Genomic DNA, 19,842 nt, shown 5'->3' with positions numbered 1-19,842 from the left:
GAATAAGGGATGCACGTGCAGTCATTATTTGATTTAAAGGGAAAAACAGCTGTTGTCACAGGCGGAGGTCGTGGAATTGGGGCTCAAATGGCTCAGGCACTGGCAGAAGCAGGTGCAAACGTAGTCGTATGTTCACGAAAAATTGAGGCCTGTCAGCAAGTAGCAGAAGAGCTAGGAAAAACGGGCGTAGAGGCGATGGCGATTCGCTGTGACGTTTCGAATCCAGAAGAAGTGAACGAAGCCGTCACAGAAATCGTCGCTAAATTTGGGAGCATTGATATATTGGTGAACAATAGCGGTGCTACGTGGGGAGCTCCTGTAGCGGACATGCCCCTCCAAGCATGGGAGAAAGTCATGAGCGTAAACGTAACGGGAACCTTTTTAATGAGTCAAGCAGTAGGAAAGCATATGTTAAAACAAAAGTCAGGAAAAATTATTAACATTGCTTCTATTGCAGGTCTTTCGGGAACAGATCCGCGCTACATGGATACGATTGCTTACAATACGAGCAAAGGAGCTGTTATTACTTTTACGAAAGATTTAGCGGTTAAATGGGGAGAAGCAAACATTCAAGTGAATGCCATTGCGCCAGGATTTTTCCCAACCAAAATGTCTCATGTCATCATGGAACATGGAAAAGATTATTTTCTTAATATGACGCCACTGAAACGTTTTGGTGGAGACGATGATTTAAAAGGTGCAGCGGTCTTTCTTGCTTCAAAGGCTTCTGATTTTATCACCGGTCATACGCTTGTGGTGGACGGAGGTACGCATGCGCTTTAAGTACTCTTTCAATTAATAGTCATATGATATACTGGTAGACAAATGACTAGATGAGTGAGGCTATCAGAATGAAAGACAGAATTTTCGAAAAGAGTATCCTATTATTTGGAGAGAAAGGGTTTAAAGAAACGTCCATTCAAGATATTGTAGACGCGCTAGAAGTAACAAAAGGAACGTTTTATTACTATTTCACAAGCAAAGAAGAAGTGCTGATGGAAATTCATCTTCACTATATTAATAAATTGTTAGAGAAGCAGAAGGAAATTTTGCAAGATTCATCGAAACAATGGAAAACAAAGCTTTATGATCTCGTGTATATTACGATTCAAGGCATTGAAAGAGAAGGCTTGAGCGCCAAAGTGTTTTTTCGCGAAATGAAGCATCTTAAGCACGAAAATTTAGAAAAAATTGTTCAAAAACGAGACGAGTTTCGACTTCATTTTCAAACGGTTCTTGAAGAAGGCGTAAGAGCAGGTGAGTTTAAACAGGATCTTGACGTATCCGTCACGGCGCTAGCCATTCTCGGAATGACCAACTGGAGCTATTTTTGGTTTGAACCGGGCGGTCGCTTAAACGAGGAGGGCGTTTCGACAGTCTTTCTAAAGCTCATATTAGAAGGAATTGAGAGTAGCATTCCTTCATAAAGAAGGAATGCATAACTTTCACATACTAACTGGTTAGTTAAAAGAAGGGATGGGAGAAGATGAGTACAATCGAACGTATTTGTGTAGTAGGAGCAGGACAAATGGGGCATCAAATTGGGATGCTTTGCGCGCTTGGTGGCTATGAAACGATTATTCAAGATGTAAATGAAAGCGCTTTAGAAAAGGCGGAGGCAAGCTTGCAAACCATTATGAACAAATGGGTATTAAAAAACAAGTTATCTGAAGATGAAAAAGCAGCGGCTTTTTCCCGCCTTTCATTTCAGACGAGCCTTGAAAAAGCCGTGAAGCAAGCTGACTTTGTGATTGAAGCGGTGGTGGAGAAGCTAGATGTGAAGAGAGAAGTGTTCCAAAAGCTTGATGAGCTAGCGCCCTCGCATGCTATTCTTGCCTCCAATAGCTCAACGATTGTGAACTCCCTTATTGCAGAGGCAACGACACGACCTGATAAGGTGGTAAATATGCATTTCTTTTTCCCACCACTAGTCATGGATTGCGTCGAAGTCGTAAAAAGTGAACAAACGTCTGATGAAACGGCTGCAAAAACAATGGAAGTGTCGAAAAACATTAACCGCACAGCCGTGTTGTTACAAAAAGAAATATCGGGATTCATCGCCAACCGCATTTTAGGTGCTCTGCAACGTGAAGCCGTGTATTTATATGAAAATGGCTATGCAAGCTTTGAGGATATTGATACGATCTGTCGAAAAGCACTCAATCATCCAATCGGACCGTTTGAGCTAATGGATTTATCGGGAATCGATGTCGGCTATTTCGTTATGGAGCAGCGCTATGCAGAGACGAATGATCCATTAGACAAGCCTGCTGCGTGTATTGAAGAAAAAGTAAAAGCGGGCGAACTTGGCCGGAAAACAGGAAAAGGCTGGTATGAATACAAGAAAGAAGGAGTGAAAAACTAATGGGTTTATTAGTGAAAGTAGAAGTTGAAAATCGTTTAGGAATTGTGACGATTCAAAATCCACCGCTAAACGTAATGAGCAAGCAGGTAATTGAGGAGTTAGATCAGGCGTTCAAAGAACTTGAGACAAATGAAGAAGTAGTAGCAGTATTATTAACGGGACAAGGACAAAAAGCGTTCGTCGCAGGAGCAGATATTAAGGAGTTTCCACAGTTAATGGGACATCCGCATGCACGGGCTTCGTTCGAAGAAACGCATGCGGTATTAAATCGAATTGATGACTTTCCTAAGCCAACGATCGTTGCGCTGAACGGAATGGCATTTGGCGGTGGGCTAGAACTTGCTTTGACATGTGATATGCGTATTGCAGAGGAGCACGCCTTGCTTTGCGTTCCTGAAGTAAAACTAGGACTGTTCCCAGGAGCAGGTGGAACACAGCGTCTCCCTCGTGTAGTTGGAGAGGAAAAGGCAAAGGAAATGATGTATACGGGTGAGCCAATTACGGCAAAAGAAGCGCTACGAGTAGGGTTGGTTAATTATGTGGTAGGAAGCGGTGAAGCGGTTGACAAAGCAAAAGTATTGGCGAGTAAAATCACGCGTCATTCCTTACAGTCTCTATCACGTATCAAAAAGGCTGTAGACGATGGCCTTGGCGTACCGTTAAAAGAAGGCTTACAGCGTGAAGTGGAACTGTTTGAAGAGGTGTTTCAAACAGATGATATTAAAGAAGGCGTCTCAGCATTTATTGAAAAGCGTCAACCGGTGTTCTCTCACAAATAAGGAGGGTATGTATGAAGCATCTCACGTCGATTACGACTAGATTACAAGAAACAGATGCGCTAGGTCATATCAATAATATCAGCTACTTCATTTATTTTGAGGAAGCACGCATCGATTTTTTTAAAACGCTTGGATTTGCAGATTCTGCTTCAAATTGGCACTATATCTTGGCTTCAACACAGTGTAATTTTCGAGGTCAGACGTACTTTGATGAAAGAATTACGGTAGAAACGACCGTGAAAAACATTGGAAATACCAGCATGAATCTTCACCACGTCATTCGAAGGGAAAAGACGGGTGAAGTACTTGCTGATGGACAGGCCATTGTTGTGTATTTCAACTTTATTCATCAAAAAAGCGAACGCATTCCAGAAGGATTAAGACAAATGCTTGCCCGGTACGATTATGAGGACGAACCGTTAGAAAAGGGTGTGTAAGAATGGCGCAGATTATTCCCGTACGAAAAGGTGAGGAATTAGATACGAAAAAGTTGGAACAATTTTTACAAGAAAATGTATCTCTTCCTTCTTCTGATCACCTAGTGATTGAGCAATTCGGAACAGGGGCTTCGAATTTAACATATACGTTGAAAATAGGAGAGTGGGAAGCTGTTCTTCGCCGTCCTCCGCTAGGTCCTGTTGCACCTAAGGCTCATGACATGGAGAGAGAATATCGAATTTTACATTCCCTTCATTCGCTTTTTCCATACGTTCCAAAGCCCTATATATTCTCAGATAATTCTTCGATTGTAGGAGCGCCATTTTTTATCATGGAACGCAAGTATGGCGTAACGCTTGATACCGAATTTCCCGCTACCGTTGAGGAGAGCATTCGTATTAATCAACACGTATCTGAATTAATGGTCGATACGCTTGTTTCCTTACATGAAGTGGATTATAAAAAAACAGAGCTTGTGAATATAAGCAAACCAGACGGCTTCATGGAAAGACAGGTTCATGGTTGGATTCAGCGCTACGAGCGATCAAAAACCGATGAGATTAACGAGGTAGATATGCTCGTAAAATGGCTTGCATCACGTATTCCCGTTAACACCGAGGCGACTGTTATTCATTATGATTACAAGTTAAATAACGTGCTGTTTACACCAGACTTAAATGAAATGACGGGCGTATTCGATTGGGAAATGGCGACCGTTGGAGATCCGCTTGCAGACTTAGGCGTGGTACTTGGCTATTGGATGGAGGACAGTGACCCACCGATGCTCAAAAAAGGGTTCGGTAAACCGCCTGTAACGGTAAGAGACGGCTTTTACTCACGAAGTGAATTTATTGAACGCTATGCAAAGAAAAGCAACCGGGACGTGTCAAATATTTCCTACTATGAAACGTTTGCTTACTTTAAGCTTGCGGTCATTTGTCAGCAAATCTATTACCGCTATAAAAAAGGGCAGACAAATGACAAGCGGTTTGAGCACTTTGGAACCTTTGTCCGCACATTAATTGGACATGCGTTAGAAACGAGTATACGAAAATGAGGAAACATCTATGAAAATACACGTGCTATTAAAAAAAGAAGAAATTAACCCGATTATGACGGAAGGAAAAGTGGTGGTGGTGCTAGATATATTACTAGCAACCTCCACCATTACAGCAGTGTTAGCGGAGGGAGCAACGTATGTTATTCCTGTTCTCAATGAGCGAGAGGCGAAAGAAACATTTGTGTCTTATCCAAATGCTCTATTAGTAGGGGAATACGAAGGAAAGACGATTGAAGGCTTTTTGGACCCCAACCCAACCCTCTTGAAAAAGAAGGTAAGTGGACAAGGAATCATTTTATCGACAACAAATGGGACGGTAGCAGTCCGAAAAAGTCGTCATGCCAAATGTGTGTATGTAGCGTCTCTGTTAAACGGAGAAGAAGTAGCGAAAAAAATCGCCACGCTCCATTCCGAGGATACAGTTCTTGTTGTATGTTCAGGCTCTTCTGACCATTTTTGCTTGGAGGATTTTTTAGGGGCTGGTTACATAGTGAAATCACTGAACATGTTGTGCGAAAGCGCGGAACTAACAGATGCTGCTCTTGCTTCACTACTATTTTATGAAGAAATGAAGGAACAAAAGGAAACCATTTTATCTCGCTCAAGAGTGGGACAGATGCTAATGAATTATGGCTTTGAAGAGGAAATTCATGAAATTGCTGAACTTAATAAGTACCCCATCGTGCCGATATTCGATGGAGAAAAAATTATTGCGGCAAAGGAGAGAATGAAATGAAGACGAAGTCAAATGTAGCAGGTGGTCATTTTTTATATGCAGGAACAGAATCCACAGGTATTTTTACTCCAGAAGATTTTACGGATGAGCACAAAATGATTGCTCAAACGGCCAAACAATTTATTGAAAAAGAAGTAGATCCTCATAAAGAACAAATCGAAGCGCAAAATATTGATCTCATTGTATCGCTGCTACGAAAGGGAGGAGACCTTGGTCTTCTGGCGCACAGCATACCAGAAGAATACGGAGGTCTTGGCTTAGACAAGATTAGCAAAGGTCTCGTCGGTGAAGTGATTGGCCGTACGAGCGGATATGGTGTTGCTCACTCCAACCATACATGCATTGCCACATTGCCTATTACCTACTTTGGAACCCCTGAACAAAAGAAAGCCTATTTGCCAAAGCTTGCAAGCGGCGAATATCTAGGTGCTTATTGCCTCACAGAGCCTAGTGCAGGATCAGATGCGCTAGCAACCAAAACAACCGCTGTTTTAAATGAAGAAGGAACTCACTATGTATTAAATGGAACGAAAATTTATATTACGAATGCGGTATTTTCAGATACGTTCATCGTGTATGGAAAAGTAGACGGAAAACACTTTACCGCATTTATCGTAGAGAAAAATTTCCCCGGACTATCGCTCGGCCCTGAAGAAAAGAAGATGGGAATTAAAGGATCATCGACACGCTCTGTCATTCTAGAAGACTGTCTCGTTCCGGTCGAGAACGTACTTGGGGAAATTGGAAAGGGACATCATATTGCACTGAATGTGCTGAACTTAGGACGCTTTAATCTAGGATCGGCCTGTATGGGGGCATCCAAGTATGCGTTAGAAACAGCCCTCAAATTTACGACAGAACGTCAGCAGTTTGGTCAATCGATTGCAGACTTTGCGGCTACAAAGGAAAAGGTGGCGAAGATGGCAACGCGTATTTATGCAGCGGAGTCACTGCAATATCGTACAGCAGGACTACTAGAGGATGTGTTAGGTGGTTTGTATACGACCGATGATCAAAAGCAAGTTGCCAAGGCGCTCAGTGAATACGCGATTGAATGCTCGGTGTGTAAAGTATACGGATCTGAAACGCTTGATTATGTAGTAGATGAAGCACTTCAATTGCACGGCGGGGCAGGGTTTATAAATGAGTATCCGGTTGAACAAATGTACCGTGATTCTCGTATTAACCGCATCTTTGAAGGAACGAATGAAATTAATCGTCTTTTACTGCCCACACATCTCTTCCGAAAAGTTCAAAAAGGTGAGCTTCAGTTAGAGAGCGTCATCCAAGAAGCATTTAATCATTTGCGTGAAGAAGCAGGGAATGACTCAGAAATGCCAATGAAAGATAAGATCGCACTACTGCGAGACGTTTTCTTAATTTGTGCAGGATTAGCTCATCAAACGCTTGGAGAGCGTCTGGTGCAAGAGCAGGAAGTATTAATGAATCTATCAAATATGGCGATTGCGCTTTATGCGGTTGAATCGGCATGGTTGCGTATGGAAAAAGACCCTTCATCTGAATTAAAGGCAGCTTTAACGACAGCACTGATGGAACAAACCATATTAGAAGTAGATGGGTTATCAAGACGTCTTGTGAATGATTTGGCGAAAGGAAAGGATAAGAAAGAGTTACTCCGTCTTTTCCGTGAAACGATTGGTAAAATAGAGCTTCAAGATATGATTACGGTAAATCGTAACATTGCTGCGGCTCAATATGAAGCGAACCACTACAAGTGCTAAGGGGGAAGAAACATGCGCTTTGACAACAAAGTAACGGTTATTACAGGAGCGGGCAGTGGTATTGGTCGAGCCACGGCGGTTGAGTTAGGAAAGCAGGGAGCGAAAGTTGTGCTAGTGGGGCGTACAAAGGAAAAATTAGAGGAGACAGCGGCCCTTCTAGAAGGAAACGGAGACGTTTTTCCAGCAGATGTAACGTCAGAGTCTGATGTGGAAAATTTAGCTTCTTATGTGAAAGAAACCTATGGACATTTGGATATTCTGATTAACAACGCTGGAGGCTCCGCACAAGGGAAAATTTTGAACCTATCAAGCAGTGAGTGGGACTATGTGCAAGATATCAATCTGAAAAGCGTGTTTCTCGTCTCCAAGATGCTTGGAAATGTAATGGCGGATCGACAAAGATCAGAGAACGATCGAGCGATTGTAAACGTCTCCTCCTTATCGGGTCATAAAGCAGGAGCTCACATCCCACACTATAGTGCAGCAAAGGCAGCAGTGATGAATTTTACACGAGCACTCGCCTTCGAACTGGCACCGTATAAAATTCGCGTGAATTCTGTTTCGCCTGGTTTCGTGGAAACGCCGCTTACAGAAGACGGTCTGCAAAACGAACGCTTTAAATCATCGATTGAAAGAAATACTGCCCTACAGCGCGTTGGAAAGCCTGAGGAAATTGCAAAAGTCATTGCCTTTGCAGCATCCACAGACGCTTCCTATATGACAGGAACTGATTTATTAGTAGATGGTGGCTGGTTAATTGTTTAAGTCCAATTTTTAAAAGGAGTGTTTCCTATATGGTAAACCATTTTGCGTATTGGCCAAAACGACTTTCAACATCGCTTAGTATTCCTGAGACAACATTGTATGATAATTTAGTAGTCGCTGCAAAGCGTTATCCACATAACGAAGCCGTCTACTATTACGGTGCTTCTTATACGTATCAGCAGCTTCTTGAGGAAGTTGATAAAGTGGCAGGGTTTCTTCAACATACGCTGCACGTAAAAAAAGGGGACCGTGTTCTCCTCTATATGCAAAACTCTCCCCAATTTGTCATTAGCTATTTTGCTATTTTACGAGCTAATGCGGTTGTAGTGCCTATTAATACGATGAATACGACAGAAGAGCTCGCGTTTTATATGACGGACTGTAGCATGAAGCATGCGATTGTCGGACAAGAGCTCTGGCCACGGGTGAAACCGTTTCTTCATTCACATCTTGAGGCAGCGATTGTGGGTGCCTATTCGCACTATTTGCCTGAGAAACCAGATTTTGAAGATCTCCCAAAAGAAGTGGCGATGGCAGCTATTCCATTCAATGAGAAAGGCGTCTATACATGGGGAAATGTTCTTCAAGCAGGGTGCTTACCAAAAAAAGATGAGGGTTCACCGGATGATTTAGCTGTTCTCCCATATACATCGGGAACAACAGGTCTTCCCAAAGGATGTATGCATACGCATCGCACCGTACAAGCGAACGTAATTGGAGGCTATCACTGGATTAACATTACGTCAAATTCACTCAGTTTGCAGACGTTGCCGCTTTTTCATGTGACAGGAATGACAAACAGTATGCTTGTTCCCATCTATGCAGGGGCGTCGATGGTCATTATGACCCGCTGGAACCGTGAATATGCTAAGCAAATTATTCAAACCAACAACGTTACGCATTGGGTGACCATTAGTACGATGCTCATTGATTTTCTTTCAAATAAGCAACTGCTAAAAGAAGATTTAAGATCGCTTGTGAACATTACAGGAGGAGGAGCTCCTTTACCTGAGGCGGTAGGTCAAAAGCTCTTCCAGCTGACGGGCATTCAGTTTTTAGAGGGCTACGGATTATCCGAAACCATTGCGCAAACCCATCTTAATCCTCCTGATCATACGAAGTTACAGTGTTTAGGTATACCGGTATTTGATGTGGATGCTCGTGTAATTGATCCTATTTCCTTAAAAGAGTTAGGCGATAACGAGGAAGGTGAGATTATCGTACGGGGTCCTCAAGTATTTAAAGGGTACTACAACCGTCCTGATGAAACCAAATACTCGTTCATCGAATTAGACGGAAAGTCCTTCTTTCGAACCGGCGATATCGGTAGGCAAGATCAGGAAGGGTATTATTTTATGGTTGACCGAGTGAAACGAATGATTAATGCCTCCGGATTTAAGGTATGGCCATCTGAAGTGGAAAATACGCTCTATAAACATCCCGCAATTCAGCAGGCATGTGTGATCGGGGCTCCTGATGCGCACCGCGGCGAAACTGTAAAGGCGTTTGTTATTTTGCAGGAGGAAGCGAAAGGAAACGTGACAGAAGACGACATCATTGAATGGGCGAAGAATCAAATGGCGGCATATAAATACCCACGCATTGTTGAATTTAGAGATGCGCTCCCAACCACTTCAAGCGGGAAAATCCTATGGCGACAGCTGCAGGAAGAAGAAACGAAAGATGAAGTGACGTATTAACATAGAAAAAACAGAGGGATATCCCTCTGTTTTTTCTTATGCATGCAAGAACTTTACACACACTGGCTCCGGAACCGGAACGGATTGGAGAAGAGTTAGTTTTCCACTCTCTGCATCACGAGAAAATAAAACCAGGTTATTTGACTCTTGGTTAGATGCCACCACGAAGTTTTCAGATGGATCTAAGACGAAGTCACGTGGCCAGTTTCCTTCTGTTGACGTATGTTCAACGAAGTCAAGCTGTCCGCTTGCTTGATTAATCCAAAATAGAGCAATGCTGTTATGCCCACGGTTTCCTGCATAAAGGTAGCGACCATCAGAAGAGATATGAATAGCGCTTCCTTGGTTATTTTCCGTAAATCCTTCTGGTAGGGTGGAGAGGTACTGAATTTCTTCAAAGCTACCATTTTTTTCATTGTAAGCAAGGACAATAACTTCAGAGCTTAACTCTGTCATCACATACGCCCATTTTCGATTTGGATGGAAGACAAGGTGTCTTGGTCCGCTTCCTGCTTTTACTGTTAAGCTATGAACTTGTGTAAGCTTTCCATCATTGAGTTTGTACGTCAGAATTTTATCAATTCCAAGATCGACTGCTACAACAAACTTCTGATCAGGGGTAAATCCTGCATAGTGTGTATGTGCTTTCTCCTGGCGTTCAGGATCAAGACCTGACCCTTCGTGTCTGACAACAGAAATGGCTTCTTCTAATGAACGATCCTGTTGATCAACGATAAAAGTTTCAACAGATCCACGATGGTAATTCGTCGCAAGCACGGTTGCAAACTTTTTATCTACGCTTACATGACAAGGTGGGGGACCTTCAAGCAAGCGATGATTTAAATACGAAAGGTTCCCTGTTTCAGGATTCACTTCGAATGAAGCAACTCCGCCTAGGTCCCCGTCTTTTTTGACAGAATACAGAGACTTATTGTCTTTTGTAATTGCTAAGTATGTAGGGTTTTCAATTTCTGCAGCTAGAGCTGTTTGACTTAAACGTTTTTCAGCTGTATCTAGTGAAAAAGTATAAATTCCTTCACTATCACCTCTCGTATAAGTACCAACGTAGCCAATAAATGTGTTTTTTGCCATGTACAGATGCTCCTTTTTCGGGTTATATCGCTCTCATTATAGCATAATTGCATTCATCTACATAAAGGACAGACTTTCCTCGCTCGTCCCTTTAGATAATAGTTTACCTCTTTTACAACCGGGTAAACTAAATACATCATATTTAGGAGGAATACGAACATGTTCGAAGAAGTGACTGAAACCATTGCCATTCCAAGGCTCGGGGATAAAGCACCTAGCTTTGAAGCCGTAACAACCAAAGGTAAACTAATGCTCGAAGACTATCGTGGAAAGTGGCTTATTTTATTCTCTCATCCAAGCTCCTTCTCACCGGTGTGTGCAACGGAGCTCGTTGGTTTCCAAGAGATTTATCCTCTTTTAAAAGATTATGGCGTCGAAATATTAGGTTTAAGCGTCGATAGTTTATCTGCTCATCTTGCTTGGCTTCGGGGCATTGAAGAAAGCTTTAATACAAGCATAGAATATCCCATCATCGCGGATAAGGATCAGAGCGTGGCAACAAAATATGGAATGATTATGCCTGGTGAGAGTCACACTGAAACCTCTCGTGCAGTGTTCATTCTTGATCAAGAACATGTGATCCGTTCAATCATGTACTATCCCATCAGCACGGGACGAAATATGAAAGAGCTGGTTCGCCTTGTACAGGCGCTACAAACCGCACAAATGCATGACGTTTATACGCCTGCTAATTGGGAGCCTGGTGATAAAGTATTAGTCGCGCCACCTAAAACACAAGATGACATGGGAGGATCGAGTGAGGAAGGCGTCGAGCAAATCGATTGGTACGTAGGGAAAAAGATACTATGAGTTAGGGCAGCTTAAGAGCTGTCTTTTTTGTTCTCTTCCCCATTAATTATGGCAACTCCAAGAGCAAGATGATCCCACAAAATTTGCTCCACTTCTGCTGCTACTTTCCCTGAGCACTCAACAATTAAAATAACTTCTGTTGGTTTTGAAGAGCGCTCGCCTTTCAAGGGCTTAAAGAGCTTAAAATATCCCCATTTTATTGCTAAGCCGATTACAAATCCTGTGGCGGCCCCAATCAGTCCCCAATAAATAGGCCCCCATGCCAGCTTGAATCCTATACTTGCCCCAATTACGCTAAGAGCGGTTGCTAATCCCATCGCTAGATCAATGAGAGAGACACCGTCAGCATAGTGGATCGTATCGAATATCTTCCGTTCACTTTTTCGAGTGTTGAGAGGCACGGCGAAAATGTTGTGTGAGTTAACACCTCGTTCTTCAAGTGATGCAATCGCTAGCTCCAAAAAACTAGAATGTTCGAAAGTAGAAAAAATTTGCATGTGCTTACTCCTTTTTTCGTGATGTTTGAATCTTGAAAGAGGAGCATTGATAGTTCGCTCTTAAATAATGACGCTGCTCAATTTCAAACAGTTTGTTGTTTTCAATCGTATTCATGTATGCATCAAATACAGCAAAGCCATAGAGTGATGGAAAGAAAAGAAGCCATTCGCCACGAATTGCGTCCGTTGAGCGCTGAATATCGCCTTGAAAAAGCAAAATAATGGCTTCTAAGGCATGCGAATAATAAAAGAATACAACAGACCATACAATGACGAAAAAAGCCGTTACGATTCGATGTACATATAGCTGTCCCAATCCTGGGGCAAAAAGTGACCACATGAAGGCAACCAGAGGGGATCGTTTATCTAAATAGTTAATTTCCATTGCGCCAATTTTAAAAGGTGAAAACTTATTATCCTCATGCTGAGCCAATACATAAATGCGGTTTAAGTCTACGGTTGTACGGTAACTATCCCATATGGCAAAAATATAGACCGGAATATAAATAAGTAGCCAGCGCGTATCCAATATGTCTTTCGCTAATTGTATTTTTCCTTCAAATGAATAAATCATTGAAAAATTAATGTTGGATTGTGTGTTAACGACGACCTCCCAAATAAACAGTGAAAATCCTCGGAGATATTTTGATAAAAGCAAATGCCCAAAACCAGGAAAGGCTGCTGACCACCATGCCACAACATACGGATTTCGTAGGTGAATTTGAGTAGTACCGAGTAGGCTTACATAGGCGGTTGTGCGTCTAGTTTTTCGTTGATTGTTCATAAAAAACGTCCTTTAATAAAGTAAGAATCGTGTTTATTATCTTCTTCTATTCTCATTTTATTCCATTGGGCTTTTGGGCTTTAGGATTAGCACATAACAAGTTTAACAAGTTGTTCAGTAGGAAAAAGTGATACTATTCAGGAATAAAAATGAGAAAATAAATGTAGATCGCGTACATAGAAAAGGAGACGAGAAAATGGAATATCGGGTTGAACGAGATACGTTAGGTGAAATAAATGTACCAAAGGAAAAATTGTGGGGAGCACAGACGCAGCGGAGTAAAGAAAATTTTCCGATCGGTCATGAAACGATGCCGCTTGAAGTAATTCAAGCCTTTGCGCTTTTGAAAAAAGGTGCTGCGATTAGCAATCAAAAACTTCATAAGCTGTCAAATGAAAAAGCAGAAGCGATTACAGAGGCAGCAGACGAAGTATTAGAAGGAAAGTGGAACGAACACTTCCCGCTTGTTGTATGGCAAACAGGAAGCGGGACCCAGTCAAATATGAACATGAATGAGGTGCTTGCTAATCGAGGGAATCAGCTTCTAGAGGAAAGGGGGAGCAGTGAACGACTTCATCCAAATGATGATGTTAACATGTCTCAAAGCTCAAACGATACGTTTCCGACTGCTCTTCACGTAGCAGGTGTTCTGGCGATTGAAAACAAACTTCTTCCGTCGCTACAAGTCCTGTCAAAAACATTTGAAGAAAAGATGAATGCGTTTCAAGATATTATCAAAATAGGACGCACACATCTGCAGGATGCCACGCCGTTAACACTTGGACAGGAAGTAAGCGGCTGGCATCACATGCTGATTAAAAGCGAGAGCATGATTCAAGAGAGCGTTCAGTACATGAAGGAACTAGCGATTGGCGGAACAGCCGTCGGTACAGGAATTAACGCCCATCCTAAGTTTGGTGATTTAGTCGCAGAAGAGATTAGTGGATTCACAAATAAGCCGTTTACGTCTGCTAGTAATAAATTTCACGCGCTCACGAGTCATGATCAAGTTGTGTATGCACACGGAGCTCTAAAGGCATTAGCTGCGGACCTCATGAAAATAGCGAACGACGTCAGATGGCTAGCAAGCGGCCCGAGAAGTGGAATTGGGGAAATCACGATTCCAGCCAATGAGCCGGGAAGTAGCATTATGCCTGGTAAGGTAAATCCAACCCAAAGTGAAGCACTTACGATGGTAGCGGCGCAGGTTTTAGGAAACGATGTGACGATTGGGATTGCGGCAAGCCAAGGAAACTTTGAGTTAAACGTGTTTAAGCCCGTCATTATTTATAACTTTTTACAGTCCGTTCAATTATTAAGCGATGCGATGCACACGTTTAATGACAAATGTGCGGTTGGAATTCAGGCGAATTATGAGACGATCGACCATAATGTAAAAAACTCTCTTATGCTTGTAACAGCTCTCAATTCACAAATTGGCTATGAGAATGCGGCTAAAATTGCCAAGTTGGCTCATCAGGAAGGAACAACGTTAAAAGAAGCAACGTTAAAACTTGGGCTGCTCTCAGAGGAAGAGTTTGACTCATATGTAGATCCTAAAAAAATGATTTCACCACAGGAATAGAAGAGAAAAATAAAAAACGCAGAGCTTTCTGCGTTTTTCTTATGCTCTGGCATTCAGTTTTGTTCGTCGTATTAGCTGGTTAATAACTTCAGAGAACACAATTCCAATTGCAATGGAACCTGAAATCATAAATGCTTTGGCAGCTAATCCGATTGCCATATTGTAATCATTTTGTACGAAGTTTCGCATGGCATCATAAGCCAATCCTCCAGGTACAAGCGGGATAATTCCTGCAACGGTAAAAATGATAATCGGTGTTTTGTAGTATTTAGCAAAAAGCTGACTAATAACAGCGATAAAGAATGAAGCAGTAACAGTGCTAATGACTGGGTCCATACCATAGGAAGTCATCGAAAAATAAACAACCCAGCCAATCATCCCAACAAAACCGCATTTAATGAGTGACTCTTTTGGAACATTAAATAAAATAACGAAAGCTGCTGAAGCAATAAAACTCGTAATGAGCTGTTCAACTATGCTCATGCGATTCCTCCTCTCACGTCTTTAAAAAACGGTAAAAATAGCTGCAATACCTGCACCAATGGCAAATGCCGTTAAAAAAGCTTCTGCTCCTTTAGATAGGCCTGATATTAAGTGTCCAGCCATTAAATCACGTACAGCATTTGTAATTAAAAGCCCAGGTACTAATGGCATGACAGAAGAAATAATGATTTTATCCAACTGACTACCGATTCCCACATAGACAAATAAAAACGAAATGACGCCGAGTATAAGGGATGCCGCAAACTCGGAGATAAATTTAATCGGAATTAAGCGCTGCAGTGATACAGAGGTGATAAATCCACAGCCTCCTGCAATCATCGCAGGTGCAAAATCAATCCAAGAGCCTTGGAACATAATTAAAAAACAGCCGCTTGAAATGGCTGCAGCAAGTATTTGAAGAACGAAAGGAAAGGGCATCGTAGAAGATTGAATTTCTTCGAGGGCCTCGTAGGCATCTTCGAGTTCGATTTCACCACGACTAATTCGTCTTGAAATACTGTTGACCAGCGTCACCTTTTTTAAGTCGGTCGTGCGCTCTGAGATCCGAATGAGTTTTGTTTTCGTTGGTTCTTTCGTTTCAATGGAGAACATGATGCCAGTAGGCGTCACATAGCTATGCGATTTCGGAATTCCGAATGAAGCAGCGATACGCTCCATTGTATCTTCTACGCGATATGTTTCGGCGCCACTTTCTAGCATAATCTTACCTGCTAAAAGGCTCACATCCATGATGTCGTATCTGTTTAATTTTTCTTGCATCGCATTCGCTCCAAACGTCTAAAACTATGTTTCATCTTCCAGCATTCAGTGTATAAAAAAATAGGTGGTAGATGCAATAGAAAATTTTATATGTAAGCGCTATAAAAGTGATTTTTTTAAAATGCCATTATTGTGACATCTTTAATACTAACATACCCTTCGTGTAATTCTTCATAACATCGTTTTAATTTTGATACAATAAGGGTATATGAAAAGCAATGTCCAACGATTAGGAGGAGTGCAAATGATCATTGTATACATAAGTATCGCCGTTGTCGTTTTGGCGATTATTTACTTAGGAATTGTGGCGGTCAAATCATTAAAAGAACTGAAACCGACTTTAAATCATTTAAATGAAACATCTGCTCGTATGCAGGCGAAGGTGGACGCCATCAAAAATGAAACGAATCAGCTAAGCGTGACGACATCAAAAATTCAGCAGGATGTGGCGTATAAGAAAGAAACGTTTCAAGGTATCATCACGTCTTCAAAAGAGACGCCAAAGCTTATGAAGAAAATTTGGACTAACGGAAAGCCAGCTCCTCAAGGAGAGCCTTTCTATCACCAAATTGACCGTGTTGTGGATAAGGTGCTACAAATTGGAAAGCGTCGAAAAGCGAAAATGAGATAAGAGCATGATACATCTCGTATCTTTTCTTCGCGCAAGGGATGTACGTTTCCTCATTGTGAGCCTAACCTGATGCCTACACATAGATGAAAGACCATACAATTCGTATGGTCTTTCATTCTTTACGCTCCTTTATTCACTTGATTGTCTACTGCTTTTGCTGGGCTAAATAAGAATCGCCACACAGAATTGCTTGTAAATTTCTTTGCCTGCTTGAACAGTGGGTTGAAAATAACGAGTGCAAGAACATTTGCGCTAAGCCCCCAGAACCCTTCATAAATACCAAGCGAATGGCCGGTTGAATACACCGTGAATGTCGTCGCTACTCCGACAATCAATCCGATAATCGTCGCTTCTCTCGTCTGTTTTTTCCAAAACAAGCTGATGACAATGGCAGGGAAGATCTGAACCATACCAGAAACGCCTAATAACTGTAGCGTAACGAGCGCCGTCGGGAAAAGAAGTCCAAATAATAGTGCAAGACCGATTACGACAAATACCATTGAACGCGTAATCATTGTTAAACGTTTTCCCTGAACGGAAGGATTAATTAGATCACGGTAAATATTATTAGCAAATAGGTTGGATGCTCCGACTGCCATAATGGAACACGGAATAAGGGAAGCGAGTGCGATCGTTGCGAACGCTAAACCTTGCATCACGCCGCCATAAGACGTTTGAATAAGCGTTAAAAGAGCAAAACGTGGGTCAGTTCCTTTTGGTAGCACCAAGAAGGCGATAAACCCTAAAAAGATAACTAAAATTAAGACGATGTTATAAAGAGGTAAAAAGATCGCATTTTTTCTCAACGTGTTCGCATTTTTTGCTGTGAACACGCCTGTTGCTGCATGTGCCCACATAAATAGCGCAAGTGATGAAACAAGAGCGGCACTAATAAACCACGGAATCCCTTTTGGTCCATCTGTTGGGATGGTTAACAGCTGTGGTGCTTTTGTACTTAGCGTGTCCATCATCGAACCCCAGCTGCCAAAATGTATGATCGGAAGGGAGACAACCATAAATAGCATAATCACCCAAACTAAAATGTCTTTAATAATAGCCGTATAAGTCGGTCCTTTAATACCACTAAAGAATGTATAGAGTGCAACAAGTAAGAAGGAGATGATAACAACGACTTGTACGTTTATGTAACCCGTTCCAGCTGCGCGCAGTGTATCTTGAATTCCGTTCAGTTGAAGGCAAATATATGGAATAAGCATTAAAACGCCTACAATTGCGATCAGAGCCGAAAGAAGTTTACTATCAAAACGTTCTCGTGCATAATCTGCGAGCGTAGTCAATTTAAAATTGTTTGCTACGTTCCAAAGCTTCGGTAAAAAGAAATACGAAATAGCAAAAGCCAAAACAGAGTACGGAATAGCGAAGAAAGCCAGACTACCACCTGTATACGCGGTGCTTGTTAGTCCTAAAAAGGTGTACGCTGTATACAAATCAGCCCCAACTAAGAGCCAAACGAGAAGCCCTCCAAAACGTCTTCCGCCGACCGACCACTCTTCAACAGAACTCCGAGACGCTTTGTCCCGTCCTGCCAAAAAGCCAATGGCGATGACAACTAATATAATTCCTGATGTGATCAGCAGTGCTGTTAAATTTCCCTTCATGATTCAAACCTTCCTTCCTTTTGATGAACTTTATAAATTCCCCATGTACAAACGGGTGTAAGAATGATCCAAGCAAATAACCAAAAGTGAAGAAGCGGAAGGCCGAGGATAATGGGATGAATTCGATTCATAATGGGTAGTAACCCAAGCTGCAGAGCAAAAGGTAGGATAAATAGTAAGAAAATTAAAACTTTTTTATTCATATACGTTCCTCCTGATGTGAAATAGAATAACTAGATTCATAATGTTTATTATCATAGCAACATTGTTCAACAAAAACAATACAAAATAACGAAAAAGTCTGATTAATTTAAATAATTTGTAAATGTTAGCGTTTACAGTCCTTGTTAGGTCTATTGTCTTGTTTGAACGGAATCGTTGGACCTATTTTGTTTGATTAGTTCGAATTTTCTTGAAATAAATTATTTTATTGGATATTATTTACATATACCAGTTGTGAACCAAAACATGCGAATGCTTCTTTAAAACACTGCATTGTGACAACATATTTAATCTTCAAAATCGCAGAAATAGTCATTTTTCCTCCAGGTTATGCAACATATCTCAATAAAATAAGGTGTTGGTTCATATCTGGTTTTAATCGAAAGGGGATATGAGATGAAAAAGGTTGTCATTTTTTTGCTCATTTTGTGTATGGGAACAATGGTTGGTTGTTCGAGCAAATCATCTAGCTCAGGCGGAAAAAAAGAGATTACGGTTATGATGTTTGAAGGTGGATTTGGATCTGATTGGGTAAAGAAAAGCGCGGATGAATATATGAAGCTACATAAAGACGTAAAAATTAAGATCGAAGCAAGTCCAGACATTCACCAGCAGCTACAGCCGAAGTTTTTATCTGGAGATGTACCAGATCTGTTCAATCCAGGACCTTCCTTTGATGTTCAAGGGATTATCGCAAGTGGCGAAGTGCTGTCTTTGAATAAGGCTTTAGAGAGTAAGGCCTATAATAAAAAAGAAAAATGGTTGGATACGTTTAATCAAAATCAATTTCAAGTAAAGATGGATGACAACTATTATGGCATTCCGTCTGTCTTCTCACCGGGTTATGTATGGTGGTATGATCAAAAGCTGTTTGATGATAACGGCTGGGAGCTTCCTAAGACGTGGGAAGATTTGTACAAACTAAGCGCTGAGGCAAAAAAGAAAAACATTTCTGTCTTCTCCCTTCAAGGTAAATCAGCGGGCTACTATTTCTACGGCATCTATCTACCTTTAGTGGAGCGAATTGGCGGAATAAAAGCCATAGAAGGTGCGTTTAACTTGGAAAAGGGCGCATGGGCGTCAGAACCATTTCTAAAGGCAGCCGAGGAAAGTGTCAAAATGATGAAAGAAGGGCTTATACTAGATGGCTCGATGGCTCTTTCACATACGGAGGCACAAACGTTATTCTTTCAGCGAAAAGCGCTTTTTGCTATGGCAGGAACGTGGCTTGAAGGGGAAATGAAAGATGTGATTCCAGATGACTTTAAGCTTCGCGCCATTAATCATCCGGTCTGGGCAGATGGTCCTGCAGATGAGCAGGGATACGCTCCAATTTCAACCGGGTGGGGTGGAGCATGGTACATTCCAAAGAAAGCGAAAAATCAACGTGAAGCCATTCAGTTCTTAAAATATCTTTCTAGTAAAGATCAAGTAAATGAAATGGTTAAATCAAGAGGGCTAGCAAGTGTTGTAAAGGGAACGGAAGAAGCGATTCAATCGGAATCTCTGAAAAGTGCATTGGCGATTACGGAGAAAAATAAAACCTATGCACCGACAGCAATCAATGATTCATATCCTGAGTTCGCAAAAAACATTACAAATGCCTACCAGAGCTTATTGTTAGGCGAAATGAGTCCGAAAAAGTTCATCGAGTATATGGAAAAGAAAGCAGAAGAAGTGAAAAAGGATGATTCGATCCGTAAGCTAAAATACGATTTTTAATGAAGAAGGGCTCTTTGGAAACAAAGGGCCTT

The 19,842-nt window shown here is 41.6% G+C and carries 21 protein-coding genes; 14 read left to right on the top strand and 7 right to left on the bottom strand.

Annotated features, from left to right (window positions below):
• Positions 1 to 9: 9 nt before the first annotated feature.
• The 10 genes from AMD01_RS17300 (at position 10) to AMD01_RS17255 (ending at position 9,585) form a co-directional block, all read left to right on the top strand.
• Positions 10 to 783: an SDR family oxidoreductase gene (locus AMD01_RS17300; protein ID WP_053402701.1), complete on the top strand. Its 774-nt coding sequence runs from the start codon at positions 10 to 12 to the stop codon at positions 781 to 783.
• Positions 784 to 851: 68 nt separating this feature from the next.
• Positions 852 to 1,427 carry a TetR/AcrR family transcriptional regulator gene (locus AMD01_RS17295; RefSeq protein ID WP_053402700.1) on the top strand — a complete coding sequence of 192 codons (576 nt, stop codon included), beginning with the start codon at positions 852 to 854 and terminating at the stop codon, positions 1,425 to 1,427.
• Between the two features lie 59 nt (positions 1,428 to 1,486).
• The gene (locus AMD01_RS17290) at positions 1,487 to 2,365 is read left to right on the top strand and encodes a 3-hydroxyacyl-CoA dehydrogenase family protein (protein ID WP_053402699.1); all 879 of its coding nucleotides are present in this window, start codon (positions 1,487 to 1,489) and stop codon (positions 2,363 to 2,365) included.
• A complete protein-coding gene (locus AMD01_RS17285) occupies positions 2,365 to 3,144 on the top strand; it encodes an enoyl-CoA hydratase (RefSeq protein WP_053402698.1) in 780 nt (259 codons plus the stop codon). The genes AMD01_RS17290 and AMD01_RS17285 overlap by 1 nt, the downstream gene beginning before the upstream one ends.
• Before the next feature lie 11 nt (positions 3,145 to 3,155).
• Positions 3,156 to 3,581: an acyl-CoA thioesterase gene (locus AMD01_RS17280; RefSeq protein ID WP_053402697.1), complete on the top strand. Its 426-nt coding sequence runs from the start codon at positions 3,156 to 3,158 to the stop codon at positions 3,579 to 3,581.
• A gap of 2 nt (positions 3,582 to 3,583) precedes the next feature.
• Positions 3,584 to 4,639: a phosphotransferase family protein gene (locus AMD01_RS17275; protein ID WP_053402696.1), complete on the top strand. Its 1,056-nt coding sequence runs from the start codon at positions 3,584 to 3,586 to the stop codon at positions 4,637 to 4,639.
• A gap of 10 nt (positions 4,640 to 4,649) precedes the next feature.
• Entirely contained in the window at positions 4,650 to 5,378 is a 729-nt protein-coding gene (locus AMD01_RS17270) for a 2-phosphosulfolactate phosphatase (RefSeq protein ID WP_053402695.1), read from the top strand.
• Positions 5,375 to 7,120 carry an acyl-CoA dehydrogenase family protein gene (locus AMD01_RS17265; RefSeq protein WP_053402694.1) on the top strand — a complete coding sequence of 582 codons (1,746 nt, stop codon included), beginning with the start codon at positions 5,375 to 5,377 and terminating at the stop codon, positions 7,118 to 7,120. Before AMD01_RS17270 ends, AMD01_RS17265 begins: the two co-directional genes overlap by 4 nt.
• A 12-nt stretch (positions 7,121 to 7,132) precedes the next feature.
• Positions 7,133 to 7,885, top strand: coding sequence for an SDR family NAD(P)-dependent oxidoreductase (locus tag AMD01_RS17260; RefSeq protein ID WP_053402693.1), 753 nt, complete (start codon positions 7,133 to 7,135; stop codon positions 7,883 to 7,885).
• A 29-nt stretch (positions 7,886 to 7,914) separates the two neighbouring features.
• Positions 7,915 to 9,585 carry a long-chain fatty acid--CoA ligase gene (locus AMD01_RS17255; protein ID WP_053402692.1) on the top strand — a complete coding sequence of 557 codons (1,671 nt, stop codon included), beginning with the start codon at positions 7,915 to 7,917 and terminating at the stop codon, positions 9,583 to 9,585.
• A 36-nt stretch (positions 9,586 to 9,621) separates the two neighbouring features.
• Here AMD01_RS17255 and AMD01_RS17250 read toward each other — a convergent pair whose 3' ends face one another.
• Positions 9,622 to 10,677, bottom strand: coding sequence for a lactonase family protein (locus AMD01_RS17250; RefSeq protein ID WP_053402691.1), 1,056 nt, complete (start codon positions 10,675 to 10,677; stop codon positions 9,622 to 9,624).
• A gap of 159 nt (positions 10,678 to 10,836) precedes the next feature.
• Between AMD01_RS17250 and AMD01_RS17245 the strand changes: the two genes are divergently transcribed.
• Positions 10,837 to 11,487 carry a peroxiredoxin gene (locus AMD01_RS17245; protein WP_053402690.1) on the top strand — a complete coding sequence of 217 codons (651 nt, stop codon included), beginning with the start codon at positions 10,837 to 10,839 and terminating at the stop codon, positions 11,485 to 11,487.
• 11 nt (positions 11,488 to 11,498) lie between these two features.
• Here the strand turns inward: AMD01_RS17245 and AMD01_RS17240 are convergent, their stop codons facing one another.
• A complete protein-coding gene (locus AMD01_RS17240) occupies positions 11,499 to 11,984 on the bottom strand; it encodes a hypothetical protein (RefSeq protein WP_053402689.1) in 486 nt (161 codons plus the stop codon).
• Positions 11,985 to 11,988: 4 nt separating this feature from the next.
• Positions 11,989 to 12,768, bottom strand: coding sequence for a hypothetical protein (locus tag AMD01_RS17235; RefSeq protein ID WP_053402688.1), 780 nt, complete (start codon positions 12,766 to 12,768; stop codon positions 11,989 to 11,991).
• A gap of 196 nt (positions 12,769 to 12,964) precedes the next feature.
• On the opposite strand from AMD01_RS17235, the gene fumC reads away from it, so the two are divergent.
• Positions 12,965 to 14,353: a class II fumarate hydratase gene (gene fumC / locus AMD01_RS17230; protein ID WP_053402687.1), complete on the top strand. Its 1,389-nt coding sequence runs from the start codon at positions 12,965 to 12,967 to the stop codon at positions 14,351 to 14,353.
• A 39-nt stretch (positions 14,354 to 14,392) separates the two neighbouring features.
• On the opposite strand, the gene AMD01_RS17225 is transcribed toward fumC, so the two are convergent.
• Both AMD01_RS17225 and AMD01_RS17220 read right to left on the bottom strand, forming a co-directional pair.
• A complete protein-coding gene (locus AMD01_RS17225) occupies positions 14,393 to 14,836 on the bottom strand; it encodes a threonine/serine exporter family protein (protein WP_053402686.1) in 444 nt (147 codons plus the stop codon).
• A gap of 21 nt (positions 14,837 to 14,857) precedes the next feature.
• Complete coding sequence (locus AMD01_RS17220; RefSeq protein WP_053402685.1) at positions 14,858 to 15,616, bottom strand: threonine/serine exporter family protein; 759 nt, start codon at positions 15,614 to 15,616, stop codon at positions 14,858 to 14,860.
• A gap of 244 nt (positions 15,617 to 15,860) precedes the next feature.
• Between AMD01_RS17220 and AMD01_RS17215 the strand changes: the two genes are divergently transcribed.
• A complete protein-coding gene (locus tag AMD01_RS17215; protein ID WP_053402684.1) occupies positions 15,861 to 16,247 on the top strand; it encodes a DUF948 domain-containing protein in 387 nt (128 codons plus the stop codon).
• Positions 16,248 to 16,366: 119 nt separating this feature from the next.
• On the opposite strand, the gene AMD01_RS17210 is transcribed toward AMD01_RS17215, so the two are convergent.
• Both AMD01_RS17210 and AMD01_RS17205 read right to left on the bottom strand, forming a co-directional pair.
• Positions 16,367 to 17,866 carry a sodium:solute symporter family protein gene (locus tag AMD01_RS17210; protein ID WP_053402683.1) on the bottom strand — a complete coding sequence of 500 codons (1,500 nt, stop codon included), beginning with the start codon at positions 17,864 to 17,866 and terminating at the stop codon, positions 16,367 to 16,369.
• A complete protein-coding gene (locus tag AMD01_RS17205) occupies positions 17,863 to 18,069 on the bottom strand; it encodes a DUF3311 domain-containing protein (RefSeq protein WP_053402682.1) in 207 nt (68 codons plus the stop codon). Before AMD01_RS17205 ends, AMD01_RS17210 begins: the two co-directional genes overlap by 4 nt.
• A 415-nt stretch (positions 18,070 to 18,484) precedes the next feature.
• Between AMD01_RS17205 and AMD01_RS17200 the strand changes: the two genes are divergently transcribed.
• Positions 18,485 to 19,810, top strand: a complete 1,326-nt coding sequence (locus tag AMD01_RS17200) for an extracellular solute-binding protein (RefSeq protein ID WP_053402681.1) — start codon at positions 18,485 to 18,487, stop codon at positions 19,808 to 19,810.
• Positions 19,811 to 19,842: the final 32 nt, after the last annotated feature.

This window comes from Priestia koreensis, from assembly GCF_001274935.1.
Taxonomy (GTDB): domain Bacteria; phylum Bacillota; class Bacilli; order Bacillales; family Bacillaceae_H; genus Bacillus_AG; species Bacillus_AG koreensis.
Note: the sequence above shows the minus strand (reverse complement) of the source record. Positions and strands in the feature narration are given on the sequence as shown.